Annotated in this window: 23 protein-coding genes and 1 tRNA gene; 18 read left to right on the top strand and 6 right to left on the bottom strand. The window is 70.5% G+C overall.

The genetic code is table 11. From position 1 onward, the window contains the following. Positions 1-202: 202 nt before the first annotated feature. Positions 203-2,965: a penicillin acylase family protein gene (locus tag JEQ17_RS19780; protein WP_200396475.1), complete on the top strand. Its 2,763-nt coding sequence runs from the start codon at positions 203-205 to the stop codon at positions 2,963-2,965. Between the two features lie 81 nt (positions 2,966-3,046). Here JEQ17_RS19780 and JEQ17_RS19775 read toward each other — a convergent pair whose 3' ends face one another. After that, positions 3,047-3,673 (bottom strand): 5-formyltetrahydrofolate cyclo-ligase, encoded by a 627-nt coding sequence (locus tag JEQ17_RS19775; protein WP_200396474.1) that lies wholly within the window; start codon positions 3,671-3,673, stop codon positions 3,047-3,049. A gap of 94 nt (positions 3,674-3,767) precedes the next feature. Between JEQ17_RS19775 and galU the strand changes: the two genes are divergently transcribed. From galU to JEQ17_RS19740, 7 genes are all read left to right on the top strand, one after another. Beyond that, the gene (gene galU, locus JEQ17_RS19770) at positions 3,768-4,670 is read left to right on the top strand and encodes a UTP--glucose-1-phosphate uridylyltransferase GalU (RefSeq protein ID WP_200396473.1); all 903 of its coding nucleotides are present in this window, start codon (positions 3,768-3,770) and stop codon (positions 4,668-4,670) included. 4 nt (positions 4,671-4,674) lie between these two features. Next, positions 4,675-5,997 carry a molybdotransferase-like divisome protein Glp gene (glp, locus tag JEQ17_RS19765; protein ID WP_200396472.1) on the top strand — a complete coding sequence of 441 codons (1,323 nt, stop codon included), beginning with the start codon at positions 4,675-4,677 and terminating at the stop codon, positions 5,995-5,997. Positions 5,998-6,060: 63 nt separating this feature from the next. Further along, positions 6,061-6,540: a cyclic pyranopterin monophosphate synthase MoaC gene (gene moaC / locus JEQ17_RS19760; RefSeq protein WP_143638866.1), complete on the top strand. Its 480-nt coding sequence runs from the start codon at positions 6,061-6,063 to the stop codon at positions 6,538-6,540. Continuing rightward, entirely contained in the window at positions 6,537-7,094 is a 558-nt protein-coding gene (locus JEQ17_RS19755; RefSeq protein WP_200396471.1) for a MogA/MoaB family molybdenum cofactor biosynthesis protein, read from the top strand. The genes moaC and JEQ17_RS19755 overlap by 4 nt, the downstream gene beginning before the upstream one ends. Positions 7,095-7,120: 26 nt before the next feature. Continuing rightward, positions 7,121-7,750: a GNAT family N-acetyltransferase gene (locus JEQ17_RS19750; protein ID WP_234048271.1), complete on the top strand. Its 630-nt coding sequence runs from the start codon at positions 7,121-7,123 to the stop codon at positions 7,748-7,750. Positions 7,751-7,927: 177 nt separating this feature from the next. Next, entirely contained in the window at positions 7,928-9,331 is a 1,404-nt protein-coding gene (gene sepX / locus JEQ17_RS19745; protein ID WP_200396470.1) for a divisome protein SepX/GlpR, read from the top strand. Positions 9,332-9,439: 108 nt separating this feature from the next. Further along, positions 9,440-9,513: transfer RNA gene (locus JEQ17_RS19740), tRNA-Ala, on the top strand. 70 nt (positions 9,514-9,583) lie between these two features. Here the strand turns inward: JEQ17_RS19740 and JEQ17_RS19735 are convergent. Then, on the bottom strand, positions 9,584-10,651 hold the full coding sequence (locus JEQ17_RS19735; protein ID WP_200396469.1) for a hypothetical protein: 1,068 nt from the start codon (positions 10,649-10,651) through the stop codon (positions 9,584-9,586). Between the two features lie 72 nt (positions 10,652-10,723). Further along, complete coding sequence (locus JEQ17_RS19730; RefSeq protein ID WP_200396468.1) at positions 10,724-11,200, bottom strand: GNAT family N-acetyltransferase; 477 nt, start codon at positions 11,198-11,200, stop codon at positions 10,724-10,726. Between the two features lie 119 nt (positions 11,201-11,319). Here JEQ17_RS19730 and JEQ17_RS19725 point away from each other — a divergent pair, with 119 nt between their 5' ends. After that, positions 11,320-12,123: an exodeoxyribonuclease III gene (locus JEQ17_RS19725; protein WP_200396467.1), complete on the top strand. Its 804-nt coding sequence runs from the start codon at positions 11,320-11,322 to the stop codon at positions 12,121-12,123. Here the strand turns inward: JEQ17_RS19725 and JEQ17_RS19720 are convergent. Continuing rightward, positions 12,111-12,746, bottom strand: a complete 636-nt coding sequence (locus tag JEQ17_RS19720; protein WP_200401595.1) for a MerR family transcriptional regulator — start codon at positions 12,744-12,746, stop codon at positions 12,111-12,113. The genes JEQ17_RS19725 and JEQ17_RS19720 overlap by 13 nt on opposite strands. 166 nt (positions 12,747-12,912) lie before the next feature. Here JEQ17_RS19720 and JEQ17_RS19715 point away from each other — a divergent pair, with 166 nt between their 5' ends. The 4 genes from JEQ17_RS19715 to JEQ17_RS19700 all read left to right on the top strand — a co-directional run bounded on the left by JEQ17_RS19715 (position 12,913) and on the right by JEQ17_RS19700 (position 16,560). Then, on the top strand, positions 12,913-14,442 hold the full coding sequence (locus JEQ17_RS19715) for a flavin-containing monooxygenase (protein ID WP_200396466.1): 1,530 nt from the start codon (positions 12,913-12,915) through the stop codon (positions 14,440-14,442). Then, positions 14,439-15,362: an alpha/beta fold hydrolase gene (locus JEQ17_RS19710; protein WP_200396465.1), complete on the top strand. Its 924-nt coding sequence runs from the start codon at positions 14,439-14,441 to the stop codon at positions 15,360-15,362. The genes JEQ17_RS19715 and JEQ17_RS19710 overlap by 4 nt, the downstream gene beginning before the upstream one ends. Next, positions 15,359-16,243, top strand: coding sequence for an SDR family oxidoreductase (locus JEQ17_RS19705; protein WP_200396464.1), 885 nt, complete (start codon positions 15,359-15,361; stop codon positions 16,241-16,243). Before JEQ17_RS19710 ends, JEQ17_RS19705 begins: the two co-directional genes overlap by 4 nt. An 86-nt stretch (positions 16,244-16,329) precedes the next feature. After that, positions 16,330-16,560, top strand: a complete 231-nt coding sequence (locus JEQ17_RS19700) for a hypothetical protein (RefSeq protein WP_200396463.1) — start codon at positions 16,330-16,332, stop codon at positions 16,558-16,560. Between the two features lie 191 nt (positions 16,561-16,751). On the opposite strand, the gene JEQ17_RS19695 is transcribed toward JEQ17_RS19700, so the two are convergent. After that, a complete protein-coding gene (locus tag JEQ17_RS19695; protein WP_200401594.1) occupies positions 16,752-19,985 on the bottom strand; it encodes a S41 family peptidase in 3,234 nt (1,077 codons plus the stop codon). 374 nt (positions 19,986-20,359) lie between these two features. Between JEQ17_RS19695 and JEQ17_RS19690 the strand changes: the two genes are divergently transcribed. From JEQ17_RS19690 to JEQ17_RS19680, 3 genes are all read left to right on the top strand, one after another. Then, the gene (locus tag JEQ17_RS19690; RefSeq protein ID WP_200396462.1) at positions 20,360-20,950 is read left to right on the top strand and encodes a TetR/AcrR family transcriptional regulator; all 591 of its coding nucleotides are present in this window, start codon (positions 20,360-20,362) and stop codon (positions 20,948-20,950) included. A gap of 144 nt (positions 20,951-21,094) precedes the next feature. Further along, positions 21,095-23,341 (top strand): MMPL family transporter, encoded by a 2,247-nt coding sequence (locus JEQ17_RS19685; protein ID WP_200396461.1) that lies wholly within the window; start codon positions 21,095-21,097, stop codon positions 23,339-23,341. Positions 23,342-23,550: 209 nt separating this feature from the next. After that, positions 23,551-24,105 (top strand): cysteine hydrolase family protein, encoded by a 555-nt coding sequence (locus tag JEQ17_RS19680; RefSeq protein ID WP_200396460.1) that lies wholly within the window; start codon positions 23,551-23,553, stop codon positions 24,103-24,105. A gap of 26 nt (positions 24,106-24,131) precedes the next feature. Here JEQ17_RS19680 and JEQ17_RS19675 read toward each other — a convergent pair whose 3' ends face one another. Continuing rightward, positions 24,132-24,920: a class I SAM-dependent methyltransferase gene (locus JEQ17_RS19675; protein ID WP_200396459.1), complete on the bottom strand. Its 789-nt coding sequence runs from the start codon at positions 24,918-24,920 to the stop codon at positions 24,132-24,134. Between the two features lie 198 nt (positions 24,921-25,118). On the opposite strand from JEQ17_RS19675, the gene JEQ17_RS19670 reads away from it, so the two are divergent. Together JEQ17_RS19670 and JEQ17_RS19665 are read left to right on the top strand one after the other, a co-directional pair. Beyond that, positions 25,119-25,625: a YbaK/EbsC family protein gene (locus tag JEQ17_RS19670; RefSeq protein WP_200396458.1), complete on the top strand. Its 507-nt coding sequence runs from the start codon at positions 25,119-25,121 to the stop codon at positions 25,623-25,625. Then, positions 25,622-26,467, top strand: a complete 846-nt coding sequence (locus JEQ17_RS19665; RefSeq protein ID WP_200396457.1) for a DMT family transporter — start codon at positions 25,622-25,624, stop codon at positions 26,465-26,467. The genes JEQ17_RS19670 and JEQ17_RS19665 overlap by 4 nt, the downstream gene beginning before the upstream one ends. The last annotated feature ends 53 nt before the right edge of the window (positions 26,468-26,520 follow it).

Genomic DNA, 26,520 nt, shown 5'->3' with positions numbered 1-26,520 from the left:
CGGCTCGATGGTTCAACTACTTCGTTACCTTACCTAACTCTTGACGCTTTCTTGACACTCGGCAAGGCAAGATCGAACTCCCGTCCGCCCGGGTTCCCGACTCCGCGTCAAGCCCGAGTTGGCCCTGCGCCTATGGTTGCTCCAGCGCTCAGTCAAATGGACAAGCCCGCCTGCCGCTCGCGTGAGGACAGCAAGGACAGCGATGCCCCCCAACACCACCGCATCTTCCGGTCAAAAGCCCGGCAAGTCCGGCAGGAAGAAGGGGCGCAGAGCCCGTCTGATCCTGATCGTCCTGGTTCTGGCCATTGTCGGCGGCATCGCCTACGGGTCGTTCTGGAGCATCAGCACCGTCCGTGCCTCCTTCCCCCAGACCAAGGGTTCCATCACGCTCGACGGCCTGTCGGGCCCCGTGGACGTCAAGCGCGACGGCTACGGGATCCCGCAGATCTACGCCTCGACCGACGCGGACCTGTTCATGGCGCAGGGCTACGTCCAGGCGCAGGACCGGTTCTACGAGATGGACGTACGCCGTCATATGACGGCCGGCAGGCTCTCCGAGATGTTCGGCGAGAGCCAGGTCGACGAGGACGAGTTCCTGCGCACGCTCGGCTGGGACCGGGTGGCGAAGAAGGAGTACGAGACCAAGCTCTCCGCGGAGACGAAGAAGTACCTGCAGGCATACGCCAAGGGGGTCAACGCGTACCTGAAGGGCAAGGACGGCGAGGACATCTCGCTGGAGTACGCGGCCCTCGGCTTCGCCAACGACTACAAGCCAAAGGAGTGGACCCCGGTCGACTCGGTGGCCTGGCTCAAGGCGATGGCCTGGGACCTGCGCGGCAACATGCAGGAGGAGATCGACCGCTCCCTGATGACCAGCCGCCTGGGTCCCCAGCAGATCGCCGACCTGTACCCGCAGTACCCGTACGACCGGAACAAGCCGATCGTGCAGGAGGGTCAGTACGACAGCGCCACCGGGGAGTACCGGCAGGGCGGCGACACCGGCACGGGTACCGGCGGTACGCAGTCCTCGGCGGGAACCGGGCTCGCTAACAACGCGGAGGCCCCCTCCGGGCTGCAGGGCCAGCTGTCGGGCCTCTACAAGGTGCTCGACGACGTCCCTGAGGCCGTCGGCGTGAACGGCAACGGCATCGGTTCGAACTCGTGGGTCGTCAAGGGCACCCACACCATCACCGGCAAGCCGCTGCTCGCCAACGACCCGCACCTGTCGCCCTCGCTGCCGTCCGTCTGGTACCAGATGGGCCTGCACTGCAGGAGCGTCTCCGAGAAGTGCCAGTACGACGTCTCCGGGTACACCTTCGCGGGCATGCCGGGCGTGGTCATCGGCCACAACCAGTCCATCGCCTGGGGCATGACCAACTCCGGTGCCGACGTCACCGACCTCTACCTGGAGAAGCTCACCGGGAAGGGCTACGAGTACGACGACAAGGTGAAGGCCTTCACCACCCGCGAGGAGAAGATCAACGTCGCGGGCGGTGACTCCAAGACCATCGTCGTGCGGGAGACCAACAACGGACCGCTGCTGTCCGACCGCAACGACGAACTCGTGAAGGTCGGCAAGAAGGCCACCGTCGACAGCGCGGCACCCGACCGCGGTGACGGCTACGGCATCTCCCTGCGCTGGACCGCCCTGGACCCGGGCAACTCGATGGACGCCGTGTTCGCGATGAACAAGGCCACCGACTGGACGGAGTTCCGCAAGGCGGCCGCCCTGTTCGACGTGCCCTCGCAGAACCTGATCTACGCGGACACCGACGACAACATCGGCTACCAGCTGCCCGGCAGGATCCCGATCCGCGGTGAGGGCGACGGCTCGCTCCCCTCGCCCGGCTGGGACTCCAAGTACCGCTGGACCGGTTACATCAAGCAGGCCGAGCTGCCCTACGAGTACAACCCGGACCGCGGCTACATCGTGACCGCCAACCAGGCCGTCGTCGACAAGGACAAGTACCCCTACACGCTCACCACGGACTGGGGCTACGGAACGCGCAGCCAGCGGATCGCCGATCTCATCGAGTCGAAGATCAAGGGCGGCGGCAAGATCTCGACCGACGACATGCGCCAGATGCAGCTCGACAACAGCAGTGAGATCGCCAAGCTCCTGGTGCCCAAGCTGCTCAAGATCGACGTGGCGGACAAGGACGTCCGCGAGGCGCAGAAGCTCCTGGAGGGCTGGAACTACACCCAGGACGCCGACTCGGCCGCGGCGGCGTACTTCAACGCGACCTGGCGCAACATCCTCAAGCTCGCCTTCGGCAACAAGCTGCCCAAGGAGCTGCGGGTCGAGGGCCAGTGCCTGAACGTCGAGCCGATCGACTCCACCGGACCGGCCGACGAGGACCGGCGGGTGCGCGAGTGCGGGCAGCGCGACGCCGACAGCGCGCAGCCGGACGGCGGCGACCGCTGGTTCGAGGTGGTGCGCAAGATTCTCGACGACGAGGACAACGCCTGGTGGTCGGCGCCGAAGACGCGCACCGACAAGGCCGTCGACACCCGCGACGAGCTCTTCAAGCGGGCCCTCACGGACGCCCGCTGGGAGCTCACCGCCAAGCTCGGCAAGGACATCGACAGCTGGAACTGGGGCCGGCTGCACCGGCTCTACCTCAAGAACCAGACCCTGGGCATCGAGGGCCCCGGCTTCCTCCAGTACATGCTCAACCGTGGCCCGTACAACATGGGCGGCGGCGAGGCGGCGGTGAACGCCACCGGCTGGAACGCCGCGGGCGGCTACTCCGTGGTCTGGGTGCCGTCGATGCGCATGGTGGTGAACCTGGAGGACTTCGACAAGTCGAAGTGGATCAACCTCACCGGTGCCTCCGGGCACGCCTACAGCGCCCACTACATCGACCAGACCGGCAAATGGGTCAAGGGCGAGCTGCTGCCCTGGGCCTTCAAGGAGCGGGCGGTCGACGCGAAAACGTCGGACACGCTGGTCCTGAAGCCCTGAGCGCCATCTGAGAACGGCCCTCCACGCACGCGCGTGGAGGGCCGTTTCGCACAACGGGCCCCTACGGACGCGAAGGGGCCTCTACGGAGAGGGCCGGCGGAAGCGGTGCACTCCCGAAGGGGTCACCACCGCGTGCACGGGCCGGTCGTGCGGCTCCTCGGGGACGCGGTCGACCACTTCGGAGTCGTACAGCAGCACCACGAGGGCCGGATCAGCGCCCGCGCGGTCGAGTCGCGCCAGGACCCGGTCGTACGATCCGCCGCCGCGGCCGAGCCGCATCCCGCGCGCGTCCACGGCCAGGCCGGGCAGCAGCACGGCGTCGGCCGCGAGCACGGCGTCCGGGCCCAGGCGCTCGCCCGCGGGCTCCAGGAGGGCCATCTTTCCCCGGTGTTGTACGGAGACCAGCGAGCCCTCTCCGGCGTACGCGCCCCAGTCCAGGTCGTTGTCCGTGAGGAGCGCCGGGAGCAGGACGCGCACGCCGCGCGCGTGGAGTGCGTCGAGGAGCGCACGGGTGCCCGGTTCGCTCCCCACGGACACGTAAGCTGCCACGGTGCGCGCGTGCGCCAGTTCGGGCAGCTCCAGGGCGCGGGTGGCGAGTGCGGCCCCGGTTTCCCGCACGTCATCGGCCGTATACCGGCTTCTCACCGTGAGGAACTCTCGCCGCAACACTCGCTTGCCAGACTCGGGTTCGGGTCCCAGGTGGCTCATAGGCTTGTTCCGTACCCTTCATAATGCGCTCATATGAGAGCGAATTAACCGGAGCCACAGATTCCATACAAAGGCACCGGATATGGTGTCGGGCATGACTCAGGCACACCCCAGGATCAGCAAGGCTGTCATCCCCGCAGCAGGCCTCGGCACCCGGTTCCTGCCGGCCACCAAAGCCACTCCCAAGGAGATGCTGCCGGTCGTCGACAAGCCGGCGATCCAGTACGTGGTCGAGGAGGCCGCGTCCGCGGGCCTCGATGACGTCCTCATGATCACGGGCCGCAACAAGCGCCCCCTCGAGGACCACTTCGACCGCAACTACGAGCTGGAATCGGCCCTTCAGAAGAAGGGCGACGCCGACCGGCTCGCCAAGGTGCAGGAGTCCAGCGACCTCGCCACCATGCACTACGTTCGCCAGGGCGACCCCAAGGGCCTCGGCCACGCCGTGCTCTGCGCCGCCCCGCACGTCGGCCACGAGCCCTTCGCGGTGCTCCTCGGCGACGACCTGATCGACCCGCGCGACCCGCTGCTCAAGCGCATGGTCGACGTCCACGAGCAGTACGGCGGCAGCGTGATCGCCCTCATGGAGGTCGCGCCCGAGCAGATCCACCTCTACGGCTGCGCGGCCGTCGACCTCACCGACGACAGTGACGTCGTCAAGGTCCACGACCTCGTCGAGAAGCCGGCCGCCGCGGATGCCCCGAGCAACTACGCGATCATCGGCCGCTACGTCCTCGACCCCCACGTCTTCGACATACTGCGAAAGACCGAGCCGGGCCGCGGCGGCGAGATCCAGCTCACCGACGCCCTCCAGCAGCTCGCCGCCGACGAGAAGGTCGGCGGCCCGGTGCACGGCGTGATCTTCAAGGGCCGCCGCTATGACACCGGCGACCGCGGCGACTACCTGCGTGCCATTGTCAGACTCGCGTGCGAACGTGAAGACCTGGGCCCGGACTTCCGGACCTGGCTTCGTAGTTACGTCACCGAGGAGATGTAGCAATTTGAGCAGCGCCGCTACCCGCGTCACCGGCCAGGACCACCTCTGGTCGGTGTCCGAGCACCTGGAGGACATCCTCGCGACCGTCCGCCCCCTCGAAGCCATCGAGCTGCAGCTCCTCGACGCCCAGGGCTGCGTCCTGGTCGAGGACGTCACGGTGCCGGTCTCCCTGCCGCCGTTCGACAACAGCTCGATGGACGGGTACGCGGTCCGGGTCGCCGATGTCGCGGGCGCGAGCGAGGAGTACCCGGCCGTGCTCACGGTCGTCGGTGACGTCGCGGCGGGCGAGTCCGAGCTGCTCCACGTGGGACCCGGCCAGGCCGCCCGCATCATGACGGGCGCCCCGCTGCCGCCCGGCGCCGAGGCCGTCGTCCCCGTGGAGTGGACCGACGGCGGCCTGGGCGAGGGCCCCGTCTCCGGGATGCGTGCCCGCAGCGCGTCCCCCGAGGGCGCCTCCGGCCAGGTCCACGTCCACCGCTCGGCACCGGCACGCGCGCACGTGCGCGCCAAGGGCAGCGATGTGAAGGCCGGCGACCGCGCCCTCTCCGCGGGCACGGTCCTCGGCCCGCCGCAGATCGGCCTGCTCGCCGCGATCGGCCGGGGAACCGTCCGGGTGCGCCCGCGCCCGCGTGTGGTCGTCATGTCCACCGGCAGCGAACTGGTCCAGCCCGACGAGCAGTTGGGCACCGGCCAGATCTACGACTCCAACAGCTTCGCGCTGTGCGCCGCCGCCCGTGACGCCGGCGCGATCGCCTACCGCGTGGGCGCGGTCGCCGACGACGCCGAGACACTCCGCGCCACCATCGAGGACCAGCTCATCCGCGCCGACCTCGTGGTCACCACGGGCGGCGTCAGCGTCGGCGCGTACGACGTCGTCAAGGAGGCCCTGTCCTCCGTCGGCGACGAGGACGAGGAGGGCAGCGGCATCGAGTTCCGCAAGCTCGCCATGCAGCCCGGAAAGCCCCAGGGCTTCGGCTCCATCGGCCCCGACCACACCCCGCTGCTCGCGCTCCCGGGCAACCCCGTGTCGTCGTACGTGTCCTTCGAGCTGTTCGTGCGCCCCGCGATCCGCACGCTGATGGGCGTCGAGGACGTCCACCGGTCCATGACCAGGGCGACCCTGCGTACGGACAAGGCGCTGACCTCGCCCGCCGGACGCCGTCAATTCCTGCGCGGACGGTACGCGGACGGGGAGGTCACCCCCGTCGGCGGTGCCGGATCCCACCTGATCGCGGCCCTCGCGCACGCGAACGCGCTGATCGTCGTCCCCGAGTCCGACGAGTCCGTGGAGCCCGGCACCGAGGTCGACGTGGTCCTCCTCGGCTGAAGGCCCCGACTTGGGGGTACCGTGTCGCGCACAACAGGCCCGACCGGGAGCGCCCCAGCCATCATGAGTACGCAGGACCGACTGACCCACATCGACGAGGCGGGCGCAGCCCGCATGGTGGATGTGTCCGAGAAGGACGTGACCGCCCGCACGGCCCGCGCGAGCGGTCGCGTCCTCGTCTCGCCCCGCGTGATCGAGTTGCTGCGCGGCGAGGGGGTCCCCAAGGGCGACGCCCTCGCCACCGCGCGCATCGCGGGCATCATGGGCGCCAAGCGCACCCCCGATCTGATCCCGCTCTGTCACCCTTTGTCGGTGTCGGGTGTCAAGCTTGATCTGTCGGTCGCGGACGACGCCGTCGAGATCCTGGCCACCGTGAAGACCACCGACCGCACGGGCGTCGAGATGGAGGCCCTCACCGCGGTCACCGTCGCGGCTCTCACCGTGATCGACATGGTCAAGGCGGTCGACAAGGGGGCGGTCATCACGGACGTGCGCGTGGAGGAGAAGACGGGCGGCAAGTCGGGCGACTGGAGCCGGGCATGACGGCGACCCCGGCGGCACCTGCCGAGCCGCCGATCGGCGGCGCCCTGACCGCCCCGTACAGCGCGCTCGTCGTGACGGCCTCCAACCGGGCGGCGGCGGGTGTCTACGAGGACAGGGGCGGGCCCCTGATCGCGGAGGGGCTCCTGAAGTTCGGCTTCGCGGTCGACGGGCCCTGGGTGGTCCCCGACGGGGACCCCGTCGAGAACGCCCTGCGGGTGGGCGTCACGGCCGGGTACGACGTCATCGTGACCACCGGCGGCACGGGCATCTCACCCACCGACCGCACCCCCGAGGCCACGCGGAAGCTGATCACGTACGAGGTGCCGGGCATTCCCGAGGCCATCAGGGCGTTCGGAAGAGAGAAGGTGCCGACGGCGGCGCTCTCCCGGGGGCTCGCCGGGGTCGCGGAGAGGACGCTGATCGTGAACCTTCCGGGTTCCACGGGCGGGGTGCGGGACGGTCTCGCCGTCCTCGAACCCCTCCTGATCCACGCCGTCGAGCAGATCCGCGGCGGCGACCACCCCAGACCCGGCGGCAGTGGGGGTGTGAGCTGAACAGCCCATCCTGGCCGGTCGAGCTGGTGGACGGCGATGTGGTCCTCCGGCCCATAAAGCTGCGCGACCAGCGGGCCTGGCGCGATGTGAACCGCCGCAACCGGGACTGGCTGCGCCCCTGGGAGGCGACCATTCCGCCGCCCACGCCGAGCGGGCCGATCGCCCACCGGCCGACCTATCGCCAGATGGTCCGGCATCTGCGCGCCGAGGCGAACTCGGGGCGGATGCTGCCGTTCGTCATCGAGTACCAGGGGCGGCTCGTCGGGCAGTTGACGGTCGCCGGAATCACCTGGGGCTCGATGTGCTCGGGCCATATCGGCTACTGGGTGGACGAGGCGGTCGCCGGTCGCGGAGTGATGCCCACGGCCGTGGCGCTCGCGTCCGACCACTGCTTCCGAACCGTTGGTCTGCACCGCATCGAGGTCTGCATTCGGCCCGAGAACGGGCCGAGCCGACGGGTCGTGGAGAAACTCGGATTCCGTGACGAAGGCCTTCGGCCGCGCTATCTCCACATCGACGGCGCCTGGCGTGACCACCTCGTCTTCGCGCTCACGGCCGAAGAGGTGCCCGAGGGACTGCTGGCCCGCTGGCGCCGGACACGCTCGCGGAACACGTCCGAAAACTCACCGCGGGACACGCCCCGGAACACCGCGTAAATGAAATGAGTGTTCGAAAATGATCGGCGATCGACCATCCTCGGGCATTAATTTCGCGCTCCCGGCGGCCTGCTGATCGCATCGGTCACAAAAAAAGCTCGAAATATCAGCCAGATCGTGCGACACACCGGCTCAATTGGCAGATGGCCTCACGCAAACCCCTCTACCGTGTGAGGCGTGAGCAGCAGCGGCCTCATCTACGCAGTCATTGTCGGGGCCTGGGCCGCCTACTTGGTGCCTATGTGGCTCCGTAGGCAGGACGAGCTGAATGAGGCCCGTCCGACGGAACGCTTCAGCACCGCCATCCGGCTTCTGTCCGGCCGGGCGGGCATGGAGCGCCGGTACGCCAAGGACCTGCGGGCGCGCTCCGCCGAAGAGGGGGAGCACCACGCCGACCCGGACGGCGTCACCGACTCGGTGGACGTCCGGGCCTTCGCCATGCCTCCGACGCGTCGCGAGGCACGGGCCGACGTCGACGACGCACGGGATGCACGAGACGTGCGTGACGGTCGGGACGTGCGGGACGAAGCGCGGTCCGAGGGGCAGGCGCAGGTGCAGCCCGCATCGAAGCAGGCGCCCAAGCAGGCCTCGAAACACGCATCGGCACAGGCGGCGCGGCAGGCGTCGAGACAGGTGTCCGCGGCGGTGCCGAAGCCCGGCTCCCCGGCCGGCGCCGCCCATCCCGCGGCGAAATCCGGCCGTGCGGCGGACGGGCGACCGGTGCCCCGGCAGGGCGGCAAGCCGTCGTCGAACGGAGCGTCCGCGTCGTCCGGCTCCGCCGGCTCCGCGTCGTCCCCCGCGAGGCGGGCCGCGGCCGCGGAGGCCGCGGCGCGCGCCCGGCGCTCGAAGGTGCTCGCGCGCCGGCGGCGTACGACGATGATGCTCTTCATGGCCTTCACGCTCGGCGCGGTCGTCGCGGCGGTCGGCGGGCTCGCGTTCCTGTGGGCGCCCGGCGTGCCCGCGGTGATGCTGAGCGTCTACATCGCCTATCTGCGCTCCCAGGAGCGTCGGCGCTTCACCTACGTGATGGACCGCAGGCGGGCCGAGGTCGCGGCGCAGCGGCTGCGGGAGCGGCAGCCCAGGCGGCGGCCGCCCGCCGACCCGGGTGCCGCGGACGAGCCGGAGGACGGACCCGAGGCCGACACCGATCCCGGTCTGTCCGCGCTCGCCGCCGACCGTCGTGCCCTCGTCGAGCAGACCGACCACGCCGAGTGGGTCGACCAGCAGCGTGAGCGCCGCAGCGGCCCCTCCGGCGGCGACAGCTGGGACCCCGTCCCGGTCCCGCTGCCGACGTACGTGACCGCGCCGGTCGCCCCGCGCGCCACGTCCGACGTCGACCTGGGCGGACCCGACGCCTGGAGCTCGGCCAGGTCCAGCACGGTCGAACCGAACGCCGACAGTTCGACGGCCGAGGCGGGGGAGGAGTTCGGCGAGTCTGGCGCCGATGACGCGGACGACGCGTCGGGCAGCGCCGCGGACGCCCGGCGCGCGGCCTCGGCCCGGCGCGCCCGTGAACGTGGCCGCACGCCCCTCTTCGACCAGTACGAGGACGGCGACAGGCCGCGCGCGGCCAACGAGTGACGATGTCTCAGGAGCCCCGCCATGGGCCCGCTCCTGACCAGCGGGTGAGGGCCCGGGAACGGATTTCCAAGCACCCTGACCGGGATGCTAGAGTTTCACTCGTTGCAAGGGCCTGTGGCGCAGTCTGGTAGCGCACCTCGTTCGCATCGAGGGGGTCTGGGGTTCAAATCCCCACAGGTCCACGCACAGATCGGAGCCCCAGTCGGTATCACCGACTGGGGCTCCGACGCGTTCGCCGCTCGGCCCGGTTCGCTACTTCGCGTTGACCAGCTGCAGGTGGTGGCCCGTGACGCGGATGTCCGTGCCCGACGCCGGGACGACGGCCATGGTGATCAGGGAGTTCGTGCGGGTGAGGCCGCTCGTGCTGGTCCTGCCGTCCAGGTAGATGTCCGTGACCGTGGGCAGGTCGTCGATGTTCAGCTGGGTGGCACAGCGGGGGCCCTCGGCCTTCGGCCAGTTCCGGTAGTCGATGCCGAAGTCGTAGAGGGCGAGCGCGCCGCCGTCGGCGGTCTTCAGGCCGTATGCCGTCTCGGCCGCCGTGAAGCCGGGCTCGTACTCGCCGTCGACGCAGCCGTCGTCGAAGGCGGCGCGGTTCGTGTACGACTTCTTCCAGGCCTTCACGGACGCGGTGTTCACGAAGCTCGCGTCCGCCTTCTTGCCGCCCGTGACGTAGAAGTCCTTGGACAGGTCGCGCAGGTCGTCCAGCTTGACCTTGCCGACGGTGTCCGAGGCCTTGAGGACCGTGACGAAGCCGTCGTCGTCACGGGCGACGGCCGGCAGCCTGCCGTCGGCCTCGCCGACCGACACCGCCTTCCACTCGGTGCCCTTGTTCTTGCTCTTCTCGTAGTCCTTCACGTGCTCGAAGACCAGGAGACGGCGGCGGTCCTTCTCGATGTCCTCGCCGGTGACCCGGGTGTCGACCATGAAGACCTGCGGCGAACCCTTGCGGGGGATGTAGAAGCGGGCACCCTCGACCGGGTAGTGGAACGGCGTCTTGAAGCTCGCCTGCTCCTCCTTCGGCAGCGCCTTGAACTGGGTGAACGTCGCCTGGCTCTGCTGGAGCAGGGCGCCGCCCTCCACCTCGGCCGTCCTGTCCGGGGCCTGCGCCGCGTTGGCCGCGTTGTTGACCTTCGCGTAGTTGAGCAGGACGGCCTGCGCCGACTTGAGGGAGATGACGCCCGCCGTGGCGGAGGAGCCGCCCTTGTCGTCCGCGCCGGACGCCTCGGTTCCGCCGTCGGAGCACGCGGTGAGGGCGAGTGCGAGGGCGGTGACGGGCACTGCGGCTCGCAGAAGTCCGGGCGTGCGGCGGCGCGAAGTCATGGGTCCCCTGTCGTGAAGTGCTGTGAATGATCACGACAGGCTAGTGGCCCTGCGCACGCCGGGCCGGAGTCCTCACAGAAGCTTCGCGAAGCAGCGGCTGTCCTCGTGGAAGCGGTAGTGGCCGAACTTGACGCACGGCTCGTAGCCGCTGGAGGCGTAGAGGGCGATGGCCTCGGGCTGCTTGTTGCCGGTCTCCAGGACCATGCGGACGCGGCCGGCCGCGCGGGCGTCGTCCTCCAGGGCCGCCAGGATGCGGCGGGCGAGCCCGTTGCCCCGGGCCTCGTCGATCACGTACATGCGCTTCAGCTCGGCGTCGCCGTCCGAGTAGCCCTCGTCGTTCTCGTCCTGGGTGCGCCAGGCGCCCGTGGCCACCGGGCGCTCCTGGGCGTCGTACGCCATCAGGTACAGGCCGACCGGCGGCTCGAACATCGACGGGTCGAGCGGGGTGACGTCACCCTCGTCCCCGTAGCGCACGGCGTACTCGGCCTGCACCTGGTCGTTGAGCTTGACGGCGTCAGGGTGGTCGAAGGAGACCCGGCGTATATTCATGCTGACCATTGTACTTCTATGCGGTGAGTGGGAAGGGCGGGCATGCGGTGCGTCCGCCCTTCATGCGTAGGGCTCGGGCGGGCGCTGTGCACGTACCAGTGTGCCGGTATCGTGCCCGGGTGCTGACTGTGACCTCTGTGAATGTGAACGGGCTCCGGGCCGCCGCCAAGAAGGGCTTCGTGGAGTGGCTGGCGGAGACGTCCGCCGATGTGCTGTGCCTCCAGGAGGTGCGGGCCGAGGCCCAGCAGCTCCCGGAGGGTGTGCGGCAGCCCGAGGGGTGGCATGTCGTGCACGCGCCCGCCGCCGCGAAGGGCCGGGCCGGCGTCTCCCTCTACACGCGCCGCGAGCCCGACCGCGTCCAGGTCGGCTTCGGGTCCGCCGAGTTCGACGGCAGTGGCCGGTACGTCGAGGCCGACCTGCCCGGCGTCACCGTCGCCAGCCTGTACCTGCCCTCCGGCGAGGTCGGCACCGAGCGGCAGGACGAGAAGATCCGGTTCATGGACGAGTTCCTGGTCCACCTGAAGAACCTGCGCCGGCGCGCCGCCGCCGACGGACGCGAGGTCGTCGTCTGCGGCGACTGGAACATCGCCCACCAGCAGGCCGACCTCAAGAACTGGCGCGGCAACCAGAAGAACTCCGGCTTCCTGCCCGAGGAGCGCGCCTGGCTCGGCCGCGTCCTCGACGGGACGGACGGCGGGTACGTGGACGTCGTCCGCGCCCTCCACCCGGACGCGGAGGGGCCGTACTCGTGGTGGTCCTACCGGGGCCGGGCCTTCGACAACGACACCGGCTGGAGGATCGACTACCAGGTCGCCACGCCGGGCCTCGCGACCAAGGCCGTCAAGGGGTTCGTGGAGCGGGCGGCCACGCACGACGAGCGGTGGTCCGACCACGCGCCGGTGACCGTGGTCTACGACCTCTGACCCCGTAGGCGCCGGTCCAGCGCCATCGACAGCTCCGCCTCCACCACGCTCTTCGCCAGCGGGCGCAGGCGTTGCAGGTCCTCCGGGGTGCGGTCGGCCGTTCCGGTGGTGAGGACGAGGGTGGTGAACAACTCGGCGAGGGCGTCGGCGTGTTCGCGGACCCGGTGGGCCGCGGCGAGGACGTCCGCGAGGGGGATGCCCTCGCGGACGAGTGCCGCCGATGTGTCCAGCAGGCGGCGGCTGATGTGGACCAGGTCCGTGCCGTCGGTGGCGAGGTAGCCGAGGTCGAGGGCCGCGGCGAGGTTCTCCGGGGTGGCCTGGCCCGCGAACACGTCCGCCAGTTCCTCCGGCGAGAGGCGGACCGGGGTCTCCTCGGTGGGGGCGCCGAGGCCCAGGAGTTCACCGACGTCCCGGCCGTGGTCGAAGGCCTCGGCGAGTTCGGCGATGCCGTTGAGGGTGTGGCCGCGGTCCAGGAGGGCGGCGATCGTGCGCAGGCGGGCCAGGTGGTCCTCGTCGTACCAGGCGATCCGGCCCTCGCGGCGCGGTGGCGGGATCAGCTTGCGCTCGCGGTAGAAGCGCAGCGTGCGCACGGTGATGCCGGCCTCCCTGGCCAGCTCCTCCATTCGGTACTCCCGCTTGTCCGCCACGCCCGGAAGCCTATGTCGTACCGTCGGTAACTTTCCTTCCCCCCGACCCCTACCCATCGGTAAGGAGCTGCTCTACGCTCCCATTGCGCCAGTGTTCACTGGCGGAGTCGGTAGCGTCGTACGCGGCAATGGAGGCGTCGGGATGACCGAGCACGAGCATGTACGGGTGGCGGTGATCGGTTCCGGCTTCGGCGGGCTCGGAGCCGCTGTGCGGTTGCGCCGCGAGGGCGTCACGGACTTCGTCGTCCTGGAGCGGGCCGACAGCGTGGGCGGGACCTGGCGGGACAACAGCTATCCGGGCTGCGCCTGTGACGTGCCGTCCCACCTCTACTCCTTCTCGTTCGCGCCCAACCCCGACTGGCCGCGCACCTTCTCCGGGCAGGAGCACATCCGCGCCTATCTGGAGCACGTCACCGACGTCTTCCGGCTCCGGTCGCACCTTCGCTTCAACTCGGAGGTGAAGATGATGACCTGGGACGCGGAGCGGCTGCGCTGGGTCGTCGAGACCAGCAGCGGGACCCTCACCGCCGACGTCGTCGTGTCCGCGACCGGGCCGCTCTCCGACCCCAAGACCCCGGATGTTCCCGGCATCGACACCTTTCCCGGCAAGGTCTTCCACTCGGCCCGCTGGGACCACGACTACGACCTGCGCGGCAAGCGGGTCGCGATGGTCGGTACGGGGGCCTCGGCCATCCAGATCGTGCCGAGCATCCAGCCGGACGTCGCGAAGCTCACCCTCTTCCAGCGCACCCCGCCCTGGGTGATGCCCCGCGTCGACCGGCCCATCACCGGCGCCGAGCGCTGGCTGCACCGTCAGCTGCCCTTCACCTCGCAGGCCCGGCGCGGACTCCTGTGGGGCCTGCGGGAGTTGCAGGTCCAGGCGTTCACCAAACGGCCCAACGAGCTCGGACTGGTGGAGCAGTTGGCCAAGCGGAACATGGCCCGGGCCATCAAGGACCCCGAGCTCAGGGCCAAGTTGACCCCCTCGTACCGCATCGGCTGCAAGCGCATCCTGCTGTCCAGCACGTACTACCCGGCCCTCGCGCAGCCCAATGTGGACGTGGTCGCGAGCGGGCTCGGCGAGGTCCGCGGGTCGACCGTCGTGGCCGCCGACGGCACCGAGGCCGAGGTCGACGCGATCGTCTTCGGCACGGGCTTCCACGTCACCGACATGCCGATCGCCGATCGGGTCGTCGGGGCGGAGGGCAAAACGCTTGCCGAGGCATGGGGCTCCGGCATGAAGTCCCTGCGGGGTGCGACGGCGGCCGGGTTCCCCAACTGGATGACGATCATCGGGCCGAACACCGGCCTCGGGAACTCCAGCATGATCCTGATGATCGAGTCCCAGCTCAACTACATGGCGGACTACCTGCGGCAGTTGGATGTGCTCGGCGGGCGGGCCGCCCTCGACGCACGGCCCGGCGCGGTCGACGCCTGGAACCACCGCGTCCAGGAGCGCATGAAGCGTACGGTCTGGAACACCGGCGGCTGCACCAGCTGGTACCTCGACGACAACGGCGTCAACACGACCATCTGGCCCGGTACGACCACGGAGTTCCGCGGTGCGACCCGGCGCGTGGATCTGGCGGAGTACGACCTGCTGCGGCCGCCGCCCGAGCCGGAGGCGGCACCGAAGCGTCGTACGAAGAAGAGGGTGGAGGCGGGCGCGTGAGCAGGCTGACGCATGTGAGGTCCGGTCCGTACGCGCCGCCCGTTCCCGTGTGCGAGCTGACCGCCGTCTCCGCCGACGGGGCCCGGCTGCACGTCGAGGTGCACGGGCCCGAGGACGCGCCCGCGGTGGTCCTCTCGCACGGGTGGTCGTGCTCGACCGCCTTCTGGGCGGCACAGATCAGGGACCTCGCCGCCGACCATCGCGTGATCGCGTACGACCAGCGGGGGCACGGCCGCAGTCCGGTGAACCCCGTGTGCAGCGCGGACGCGCTCGCCGACGATCTGGAGGCCGTGCTCGCCGCCACGCTCGCGCCCGGGGAGAAGGCCGTTCTGGCCGGGCACTCGATGGGCGGGATGACGCTGATGGCCGCGGCCGGGCGGGACCGGTTCCGGGAGCACGCGAGTGCCGTGCTGCTGTGCAGTACGGGCAGTTCGCGGCTGGTCGCCGAATCGCTGGTGGTGCCGATGCGGGCCGGGCGGTCGCGGACCTGGCTGACCAGGAAGGTGCTCGGCTCGCGGGCTCCGCTCGGGCCCGTCACACCGCTCGCCCGGCGGATCCTCAAGTACGCGACGATGGGGCCCGGTTCGGCGCCCGGCATGGTCGAGGCGTGCGCGCGGATCGTGCACGCCTGCCCGCGCAAGGTGCGGTACGCCTGGTCGCACGTGCTCGACACCCTCGATCTCGACCATCGGGTAAGGGAGTTGAGCGTGCCGGCCGCGGTGGTCGTCGGCACGGCCGACCGGATGACGCCCGTCGTGCACGCGCGCGCACTCGTCGCCGCGCTGCCGCACTGTGTCGGTTCCACCGAACTGCCCGGGCTCGGGCACATGACCCCGGTCGAGGCGCCCGAGCTGGTCATCACCCGGATACGGGAACTCGTCTCCACGTACGTACGGATCCAGCAGAAGGAGGGCGCATGAGCAGGGTCAGCCTGGAAGGGCAGGTCGCCGTGGTCACGGGGGCCGCGCGGGGCGTCGGGGAACTCCTCGCCCGCAAGCTCTCCGCCCGCGGTGCCACGGTCGCGCTCGTCGGTCTTGAGCCGGACGTACTGAAGCAGGTCGCCGAGCGGCTGCACGGCGAGAGCGGGCACTGGTACGCCGACGTCACCGACCACGAGGCGATGACACGGGTCGCCGCGGAGGTGAAGGAGCGCTTCGGGAAGGTCGACATCGTCGTCGCCAACGCCGGGGTCGCCAACGGAGGGCCGTTCGTCGACTCCGACCCCCAGGCGTGGCGGCGGGTCATCGAGGTCAACCTCATCGGGTCGGCGATGACCGCGCGGGCGTTCCTGCCCGTGCTGATGGAGAGCCGCGGGTATCTGCTGCAGATCGCCTCGCTCGCCGCGATCACACCCGCGCCGATGATGACCGCGTACTGCGCCTCCAAGTCGGGCGTCGAGGCGTACGCGCACAGCCTGCGGGCCGAGGTCGGGTACAAGGGCGTACGTGTGGGGGTCGGGTATCTGTCGTGGACCGACACCGACATGGTGCGCGGGGCCGATCAGGACGACGTCATGCGGGAGTTGAGGCAGCGGTTGCCCTGGCCCGCGAACAAGACGTATCCGCTCGGGCCGGCCGTCGACCGGATCGTGGCAGGCATCGAGCGGCGGTCCAGCCATGTGTACGGGCAGTGGTGGCTGCGGGGGATGCAGGGCGTACGCGGGTATCTGCCGGGGATCATCGGGTCGGTGGGGCAGCGGGAGATGCGGCGGTTCGCTCCGCGGGTCGGGCAGGTGTCCAAGGGGCTCGTCGGGGCCGGGGGAGAGGCCGATGAGCAGGCACGGAACACTGTGGGTAACTGACCGTTACTGATCGAAATGCGCACTTTGTCGGTCCGTGTGAATCTGGTTGAGCCCCCAATCCCCCACCCACTACGGGAGTGAATCTCATGGGCATGAAGGACCAGTTCCAGGACAAGGCCGACCAGCTCGACGAGCAGGCGCGTCAGCGTGCCGGCCAGGGCCGGGACGAAGAGCGTGAGCGCGGGCAGCAGCCGCGTGAGCCGCGCGAGCCGCGTGAGCGGGGTCAGCGCGAGCGGCAGGAGCCGGGGCGGCAGACGCCTGACGAGGTGCAGCGGGCTTCGCGCGATGCGCGGGAGCGGTTCGATCAGGACATCTGATCGAGTGGTCTGAGCGTGGGGTGTCCTTCTTTGGGAGGGCACCCCGCGTTTTTGTGTGCGCCGGGTTGTTCGTCGGGTGCGGGTGTGTGTGGGCTGGTCGCGCAGTTCCCCGCGCCCCTCAAAGCGAAGGGCTCGCCCGATCCCCCGTGGCGGGCAACCTGAAGCGAAAAGCGGAACCCCCTCACGTCCCCCTATGAAGAAGCCCTCGGTGGGAGTTTCGGGCGGGCTCTGTTGGGGGTTGGTTCGTTGGTGGGTGGGGTGGATGCGGGGTGCAGGGACAGGAGGTCCAGGGCCAGTTGGACCGCGTCGTCCAGTTGGGCGTGGCGGCCTTCCGCCCAGTCCAGGGGGGTGCGGAGGATTTCGAGGTCGGGGGTGACGCCCTGGTTCTCGATGGACCAGCCGTACGCGTCGAACCAGGCGGCGTTCATGGGGACCGTGATGACCGTGCCGTCGCCCAGGCGGTGGCGGCCGGTCATGCCGACGACGCCGCCCCAGGTGCGCTGGCCCACCACCGGTCCCAGCTTCAGGAGTTTGAAGGCAGCCGTGATCATGTCGCCGTCGGACGAGGTCATCTCGTCGGCCAGGGCCACCACCGGGCCCCGCGGGGCGTTGGACGCGTACGACACCGGCTGGGCGTTGCGGGTCAGGTCCCAGCCCAGGATCGTGCGGGTGAGTTTCTCCACGACCAGCTCGCTGATGTGGCCGCCCGCGTTGCCGCGTACGTCGACGATGAGCGCGGGCCGCGACACCTCCATGCGCAGATCGCGGTTGAACTGGGCCCAGCCCGAGCCGCCCATGTCCGGGATGTGCAGATAGCCGCAGCGGCCGCCGCTCAACTCCCGTACGACCTCACGGCGTTTGGCGACCCAGTCCTGGTAGCGGAGCGGACGTTCGTCGACCAGGGGGACCACCGCGACCCGGCGCGAGCGGCCCTCACCCTCCGCCGGGGTGAACGTCAGCTCGACCGTCGTGCCGCCCGCGCCCGCGAGGAGGGGGAAGGGGCCCGAGACGGGGTGCACGGGGCGGCCGTCCACATGGGTGAGGACCGCGCCCTCGCGGATGCCCGTACCGGCCAGCGGGGAACGGGCCTTGGAGTCGGACGAGTCACCGGGCAGGATGCGCCGGACCAGCCAACCCTCGTCGCGCCGCACGAAGTTGGCGCCGAGGAGGCCCTGCGCCCGCTGATAGTGGGGCGGGCCCTCGTTGCGGCGGGCTGCGGTGACGTACGCGTGCGAGGTGCCCAGTTCACCGAGCACCTCGCGGAGCAGGTCGGCGAACTCGTCGGGGGAGGCGACCCGTTCGACGAGCGGACGGTACTGCTCCAGGATTCCGTCCCAGTCGATGCCGCACATGTCGGGGGCCCAGAAGTAGGCGCGGATGAGACGGCCCGCCTCGGCGTACGCCTGGCGCCACTCCGCGGCCGGGTCCACCTCGTGGAGGATGCGGCGGAGGTCGATCCAGACGGTCGTGTCGCCGTCGCCCGACTCCGTGGAGGGGACCGCGCGCAGGTCGCCCTCGTCGACCACGACCAGTCTGCTGCCGTCGCCGCTCAGCGCGAACCAGTCGAGGTGCTCGACGAGTTCGGACTTCTTCGCCTTGGTGATGTTGAAGTACTCCAGGGTCGGACGCCCGCTCGTGTCGTCCGGGTTCGCGAACGTCTCGCCGAGCGCCCCCGAGATCGGCCAGCGCAGCCAGACCAGGCCGCCGCCCGCGACCGGGTACAGCGCCGAGTACTTGGACGCCGTGACCGGGAAGGGGGTCACCCGGCTCTCCAGGCCCTCGATCTCCACGGTCACCGTGCCGTCGCCGGCTTCGTCCTCCACCGGGTCCAGGCCGCCCGCCGCCGGGCGGCCCTCCGGGGTCAGCGCGAAGGGGGACGGCGTCGCCGAGGACAGCGGGACGAGGTACGGGCGGCAGCCCAGCGGGAAGGAGAGGTCGCCGGTGTGGACGTCGTACACCGGGTCGAAGCCGCGCCAGGAGAGGAAGGCCAGGAAGCGGCCGTCCCGGGTGAAGACCGGGTTCTCGTCCTCGAAGCGGCCGTTGGTGACGTCGACGATCGTGCGCGCGCCGGGCCCCTCGATCCGGGCCATCTTGATCTGGCGCAGGGTGCGGCCGATGCCCGGGTGCGACCACGTCAGCCAGGCCCCGTCCGGGGAGAAGGCCAGATCGCGCACCGGCCCGTTGATGGACCGGATGAGCTCGGTGACGTCTCCTCCGCCGGACTCCTCCGTCGCGTCGAGCAGCAGCAGTCGCCCGTCGTTCGACGCGATCGCCAGGCGCTCGCCCTTCGGGTCCGAGACGAGTTCCAGGACGCGGCCCAGTTCGCCGGAAGCCAGCCGGCGCGGCCGACGCTCGCCGCTGGCGCGCGGCAGATAGGCGATCTCGACGGCGTCCTCGCCCTCCGCGTCCGTCACGTACGCGACCTGCCCGCCCGAGCCGAGCATCTCGGGCAGCCGGACCCGGACGCCCGGGGTGTCCGCGATCGTGCGCGCCGGGCCGTCGCGGTGCGTGAGCCAGTACAGGCTGCCGCGTACGACGACCGCGCCGGCCCGGCCCGTCTCGTCCACGGAGATCCCGTCGACGTGCTGCGCGGCCGGCACCTGGTACGTACGGCGTCCGGCGCGCGGCCCGCCGAGGCGTACGTCCAGGCGGCGGGGGAGCGATTCGGGGGACAGGTCGTCGACGATCCACAGGTCGCCCGCGCACTGGTAGACGACCCGGGTGCCGTCGCTGGACGCGTGCCGGGCGTAGAAGGTGTCGTGGTCGGTGTGGCGGCGCAGGTCGGAGCCGTCGTGCAGACAGGAGTAGAGGTTGCCGATGCCCTCGTGGTCGGAGAGGAAGGCGACGCGGCCGCCGACGAACATCGGCGAGTCCAGGTGTCCGTCGAGATCGGCGAGGATGCGCCGCCCGTGCAGCCAGAGCCGGCCGGTGGCACCGCCGCGATACCGCTTCCAGGCGGCGGGCTCGTGCGGGGGCGTGCCGGTGAGCAGCAGGGTCAGGCGCTCGCCCGCGAAGTCCTCGACCGCGATGCGGGAGACCGGGCCCCACGGGAGCTTGCCGCCGGGGCAGCCGTCCACCGGCACGCTGTAGGCCCAGGTGAAGTAGGAGAAGGGCTCGCCGTGCGAGGCGACGGCGAGGATGTCGCCGTCGGGGGACCAGCCGCAGACCTGGGTGTCGGCGTTCCCCCAGTAGGTGAGCCGCCGGGCCGGACCGCCGTCCACCGGCGCCAGATGGATCTCCGGCACGAGGTTGCGCCAGGTCGTGTACGCGAGGTGGCGGCCGTCGGGCGAGAAGCGCGGGTGGCTCACCTTCGTGCGGTCGACGGTCAGCCGCCAGGCCCGGCCGGGGGCATCGAGGGGGGCCACCCAGAGGTCGTCCTCGGCCGCGAAGCACAGGCGGTCGCCGTTGAGGTGCGGGAAGCGCAGGTAGGCGGCGGAGCCGTGGCCGTCCCCGGCCGCCCCGCGGTCCGCGGCCTCTCCTGCCGGGGGCCCGTCTCCGGTCGCGTTCTCGTACTCGTCGCTCACCCACCCAATGCTTTTCCGGTGTGCGGGGCCCGGCAACTCGTGGTCCGGCGGAACGGGCGTGCCGCAGCCCGGACGAGGGCGTCGGTTGAGGGCATTGGCGGGGACGCCGGTGGGGCGCGAGCGGGGACGCCGGTGAAGGGTCGGCCAGAGGTGAGTGAGAGACCGGTGAGAATCCGTGACGCAGCACACGTACGAAACGGTTTCGTTTCGCTTGGGGATGGGGTACCTTCATAGGAGTACGAGACAGTTTCGTTCGAGCGGGAATGGTGAGTGGCATGGCTGAGACAGCAACGACGCGTCGCAGCCGGATCACGCCCGAGCGCGAGGCCGAGCTGTACGAGGCCGTGCTCGACCTGCTCCGGGAGGTCGGTTACGACTCCCTGACCATGGACGCGGTCGCCACCCGCACCCGGTCCAGCAAGGCCACGCTCTACCGCCAGTGGGGCGGCAAGGCCGAACTGGTCGCGAGGGCGATCCGGCACCACAAGCCGGTCGACCCCTCCGCGATCGACACCGGGTCCCTGCGAGGGGACTTCCAGGCGATGACACATCGCCAGGACGACTGCCAGATGGAACAGGACTCCGCGCTGATGCGAGTCCTCGGCACGGCGGCACACACCAACCCCGAGCTGCTGACCGCTCTGCGCGAATGGCTGATCGAGCCTGAGATGGCGGAGATGCGGCGCGTGGTGCAGCGTGCCGTCGACCGCGGTGAGGTCCGTGCGGACAACCCCGCGATCGACTATGTGCTGCATATGATCATCGGCGCCTTCGTGGCGCGGACGCTGATCGACGAAGAGCCACCCACCCAGGCCTTCGTCGCCTCGTACATCGACGCTGTGGTGATCCCCGCCCTCAGCGCCTGATCCCGTCCCTCGATTCCCCGAGCCTCCCGCCCCGAGGCTCAATCCCCTTACGCACGACCCCAGTTGCACCTGACGCGACCGCTCACGTCGTCGGGCCGATGACTCACGCCCTGCCATCACCGACCTGACCGGGAGTACGCCCTCGTGGCCACGTTCCTCTACAACCTCGGCCGACTCGCCTTCCGGCGACGGCATTTCGTCGCACTGATATGGGTGGCGCTGCTGACGCTCGCGGGCGTCGGAGCGGCGAGCGCACCCGCCGCCGGAACCACCTCCTTCTCGATCCCCGGCACCGAGGCGCAGAAGGCCTTCGACCTGCTGGAACAGCGGTTCCCCGGCGCCAGCGCCGACGGAGCCACCGGACGCATCGTCTTCAAGGCGCCCGACGGCCAGAAGATGACGGACGCCGACAACAAGGCCGTCGTCGCGAAGACCGTCAAGGAACTGGGCGGCGGCACCGAAGTCGTCTCCGTCACCGACCCGTTCACGACGAACGCCGTGAGCAAGGACGGATCCGTCGCCTACACGTCGGTGAAGTACGAGGTCCCCGGCATGGAGCTCGCGGACTCGACCAGGGAGTCCCTGGAGGCCGCCGGTGACGACGCCCGGGCCGCCGGGCTGACCGTCGACGTCGGAGGTGACGCGCTGGAGGCCGGCGCCGAGCCCGGAGCGGTCGGCGAGATCATCGGCATCGCCATCGCCGCGGTCGTCCTCGTCATCACCCTGGGCTCGCTGGTCGCGGCCGGACTGCCACTGCTGACGGCGATCATCGGCGTGGGCATCGGCGTCTCCACCATCACCGCACTCGCCAAGGCGCTCGACCTCGGCGACACCACCTCCACGCTCGCCCTGATGATCGGCCTCGCGGTCGGTATCGACTACGCGCTGTTCATCGTCTCCCGCTACCGGAACGAACTGGCCGAGGGCCGAGACCGTGAGGAGGCCGCGGGCCGCGCCACCGGCACCGCCGGCTCGGCCGTGGTCTTCGCGGGGCTCACCGTCGTGATCGCCCTCGCGGGCCTCGCGGTCGTCAACGTCCCGATGCTGACCAAGATGGGTCTCGCGGCGGCGGGCACGGTCGTCATCGCCGTCCTCATCGCGCTCACCATGATCCCGGCGATGCTCGGATACGCGGGCAGGAAGATCAGGCCGGCCGGCGAGAAGCGCAAGGCGTCCGACGCCGCCAAGTCCGGGAAGCAGACCACGTCCGAGAAGCAGGCCAAGCCCAACATGGGCACCCGCTGGGCGAGCTTCGTCATCCGCCGTCCGGTCGCCGTGCTGGTGCTCGGCGTGGTCGGTCTGGGCGCGATCGCCCTCCCCGCCACCCAGTTGGAACTGGGCCTGCCCGACGACGGCTCGCAGCCGACGTCCACGACCCAGCGCCGGGCGTACGACACGCTGTCCGAGGGCTTCGGCCCGGGCTTCAACGGCCCGCTGATGATCGTGGTCGACGCCAAGAACAGCGACGACCCGACGGCTGCCTTCGGCGACGTGGCCGACGGCATCAAGGGCCTCAAGGACGTCGTGACGGTCACCCCGCCGGCGCCCAACAAGGCCGGCGACACCGCGACGATCACCGTGATCCCGAACTCCAAGCCGTCCTCGACACAGACCGAGGACCTGGTGCACGCCATCCGTGACACCAGTTCCGACATCAAGGCCGACACGGACGCGGAGGTACTGGTCACCGGTACCACCGCGATGAACATCGACTTCTCGCAGAAGCTGAACGACGCGCTGGTCCCGTACCTGGCACTGGTGGTCGGTCTCGCCTTCCTGCTCCTGATCGTGGTCTTCCGCTCCATCCTGGTCCCGCTGAAGGCGGCCCTCGGCTTCCTCCTCAGCGTGCTCGCCGCGCTCGGCGCAGTGGTCGCGGTCTTCCAGTGGGGCTGGCTCTCCGGCCTGATCGGTGTCGAGGAGACCGGTCCGATCATGTCGATGATGCCGATCTTCATGGTGGGCGTGGTCTTCGGTCTCGCGATGGACTACGAGGTGTTCCTCGTGACCCGGATGCGGGAGGCGTACGTCCACGGCGAGACGCCGAGCCAGGCCGTGGTGACCGGTTTCCGGCACAGCGCCCGGGTCGTCGTCGCCGCCGCGATCATCATGATGGCCGTCTTCGGAGGCTTCATCAGCTCCGGCGAGTCCATGATCAAGATGATCGGATTCGGTCTCGCGATCGCCGTCTTCTTCGACGCCTTCGTCGTCCGTATGGCGATCGTCCCGGCGGTCCTCGCGCTGCTCGGCAAGAAGGCCTGGTGGCTGCCGAAGTGGCTGGACCGCGCCCTGCCGAACGTCGACGTCGAGGGCGAGGGCCTGCGGGCCAACGACGACCGGACGAAGGACTCGGGCTCCGGCTCCGACGAGGACCGGGAACTGGTGCGCGTCTGAGAACCGGGAGGCGGTACGCCTCCCACGCACGGGAGCCGGTACGCGTCCGAAGTGCGGCCGACGCACAGATGATGTGCCGGCTCCCGTGAAGAACCAGCCGGTGAGGGCTCCGTGGGGACGGGCGGCCCTCACCGGCTCCATGTGTGCCGTGGGCGTACGCGGTACACCGGGCCGGGGCGGTTGTCAGTGGCGCGGTCTAGCGTGAGGGCATGACGACTTTCTCCGAACGACCCCGTACGGCCCTGATGGTGATCGACGTCCAGAAGGGCGTCGTGGCCGGAGCCCACCAGCGCGACACGGTTGTCGCGAACATCGCCGCCCTCGTCGACACGGCACGCGCCCAGGGCGCCCCGGTCGTCTGGGTCCAGCACTCCGACGAGGGCCTGGAGAAGGGCAGCGAGGACTGGGAGTACGTTCCCGAGCTGCCCCGCCGGGAATCGGAACCGCTGGTGCACAAGACGTACGGCGACTCCTTCGAGGGCACCGACCTGGAGGAGGTCCTGGCCGGGGCCGGCGTCGGACACCTGGTGGTCACCGGCGCCCAGACCGACGCGTGCATACGGTCCACGATCCACGGAGCGTTCGTCCGGGGCTACGACGTGACACTCGTCGGCGACGCCCACACGACGGAGGACCTGAGCCAGTGGGGTGCCCCGCCGCCGGAGCAGGTCATCGCGCACACGAACCTGTACTGGCAGGAACAGTCGGCACCGGCACGCAAGGCCGGGGTGGTCGAGACGAAGGACGTGACGTTCAGCGACTGAGCCGGAGCCTGTCTGTCGGACAGGGCCTAGGGGCGGCGGCCCCGTGTGCTGACCAGTGGCAGGGAGTTGACCACGAAGGACGGGTCCGCGGTCAGGGCCTGGAAGCGGTCCAGTTCGGCGTCCGTGAGGCCCTCCGCACGGAGCCGGTCGGCCATCTGCTGCGCGTTGACCCGGTGCAGGCCGATGCCCGTACCGCCGCCCGCCCACGACTCCGCGTACGTCGTCGCCGTGACGTCCGCGAGACCGGCACCCAGCATCGCGCCGGGCACACGGCGGCCCCACACGGGGTCGAGGCCCACCTTTTCCAACTGGGTCCGCAGGGCGGTGTGGACGCGTTCGAAGAGGGCGGCCGCCTCCTCGCCGGGGGCGGCCAGCACGGGGGTCCAGCTGATGTCGAACTCCTCCAGCACCAGCCATCCGCCGGGCCGCAGCGCCCCCGCGAGCCGCGCCAGGACGTCCAGCCGCTCCGGCAGATGCTGGAGCACCAGCCGGGCGTGCACGAGGTCGTAGCCGTCGGCGGGCAACGGGTCCTTGACGATGTCGTGGCGCAGGAGACGTACGTGCGGTGGGCGGGGGCGGGACTCGGCCCACCGCAGGTCGAGGTCCGTGACGGTGACCTCGCCGTCCGGGCCGACCTGTTCACCGAGCCAGTCGCCCAGCGAGCCGCCCCCGCCGCCGACCTCCAGGCACCGCCAGCCCCGGGTGAGCCCGGTCAGTTCCACCTGGCGACGGGAGAACGGGTCGTAGCAGGACTCCAGCGCGAAGAAGCGGCCCTGGGCCTGGTCGGCGCTGTTGTCGAACACATAGCGGGACATGGGGGAGGCCTCTCCTTCACGCACGGTGCTCCTCGCACACGGCGGTTCCATCGTCGCCGTCGTGGCGCCCGACGGCACGGTGGCAGGGCGGGACGGGTGACGTGAGCGCGGGGCTTGCGGGGGCGCGCGGAGGCGGGGGTGTGCGCCGCCGTGGAACTCGTTCGCGTGTCCCGTACACCCACCGCTAGCGTGCCGTGCATGACGACGAGCGCAGCTGAAGAGTCCGGAGCACACCCCCGTTTCGCCGAAGCCCTGAGCGAGCTGGGTCTCGACGATCTGCACCCGCGGATCCGCCGTTTCCCGGACGGCGCCCGTACGGCCGTCGAGGCCGCCGAGGCGATCGGGTGCGAGCTGAGCGAGATCTGCAAGTCGCTGATCTTCGCGGCGGACGGTGTGCCGGTCCTGGTGCTGATGGACGGCGCGTCCCGGGTCGACGTCGAGCTCGTCCGCCGGGAGCTGGGCGCCGAGAAGGTCACCCGGGCCAGGGCGGAGCTGGTCAGGGAGACCACGGGGTACGCGATCGGTGGCGTACCGCCCTTCGGGCACCGCACCCGGACGCGTGTCCTGGCGGACCGCTCGCTGCTGGACCACGAAACGGTGTGGGCCGCCGCGGGCACCCCGCACACCGTGTTCCCCATGGACCCCAAGACCCTGATCGCCCACGCGGGCGGCACGCTGGTGGACGTCCGCGAGCAGACCGCGTGACCCCGCTGGTCACCGCCGCCGTCCTGCTCGCCGCGGTCACGCACGCGAGCTGGAACGCCATCGCCCACCGGATCACCGACAAGCTCGTCGGGTTCACGCTGATCGCGGGCGGCGGGATGCTGATCGGGCTCGCGATGGTGCCGTTCGTGCCGTTCCCGGCGGCGGGGGCGTGGCCGTATCTGATCGCCTCGGCGGTCATCCACGTCGTGTACTACGTGCTGCTGATGAAGTCCTTCCGGCTCGGTGACTTCGGGCAGGCGTATCCGATCGCGCGCGGCACCGCTCCGCTGGTCGTGACCGCGCTGGCCGCCGTCTTCGCACACGAGGTGCCGGACGGGTGGGCGGCTGCCGGCATCGCGGTGTCCTGCGCCGGGCTGACCGGTGTCGCGCTGTGGGGCCTGCGGGGGCGTCGGCCCAACTGGGCCGCGATCGGTGCGGCGTTGGCGACCGGTCTGTCCATCGCCGCGTACACCGTCGTCGACGGCCTGGGCGTGCGTGCCGCCGGTTCCTCCCTCTCCTACATCGCCTGGCTGATGGCGGTGGAGGGCGTGGCGGTCCCGGCGTACGCGCTGTACCGCTGGCGCGGCGAACTGCTCGGCGTCCTACGCCCGTTCGCCGCCGTCGGCCTACTGGGCGCCGCCCTCTCCGTCGCCGCCTACGGCCTGGTCCTCTGGGCCCAGACCAAGGCGGAACTCGCGCCGATCGCGGCGCTCCGGGAATCGTCCATCATCGTCGGCGCCGCCATCGGAGCGGTCTTCTTCAAGGAACGATTCGGCGCACCACGCATCGCCGCGGCGGGCCTCCTGGTGGTGGGCATCGGCTTGATGCTCCACGCGGCCTGAACGGGTGCGTTGCGGTTGGCCGCGCACCTGGGTGTACGGGGGCTGATGTTGCG

It is taken from the genome of Streptomyces liliifuscus, assembly GCF_016598615.1.
GTDB classification, from domain to species: Bacteria; Actinomycetota; Actinomycetes; order Streptomycetales; family Streptomycetaceae; genus Streptomyces; species Streptomyces liliifuscus.
This window is presented reverse-complemented; position numbering and strand designations above follow the sequence as displayed.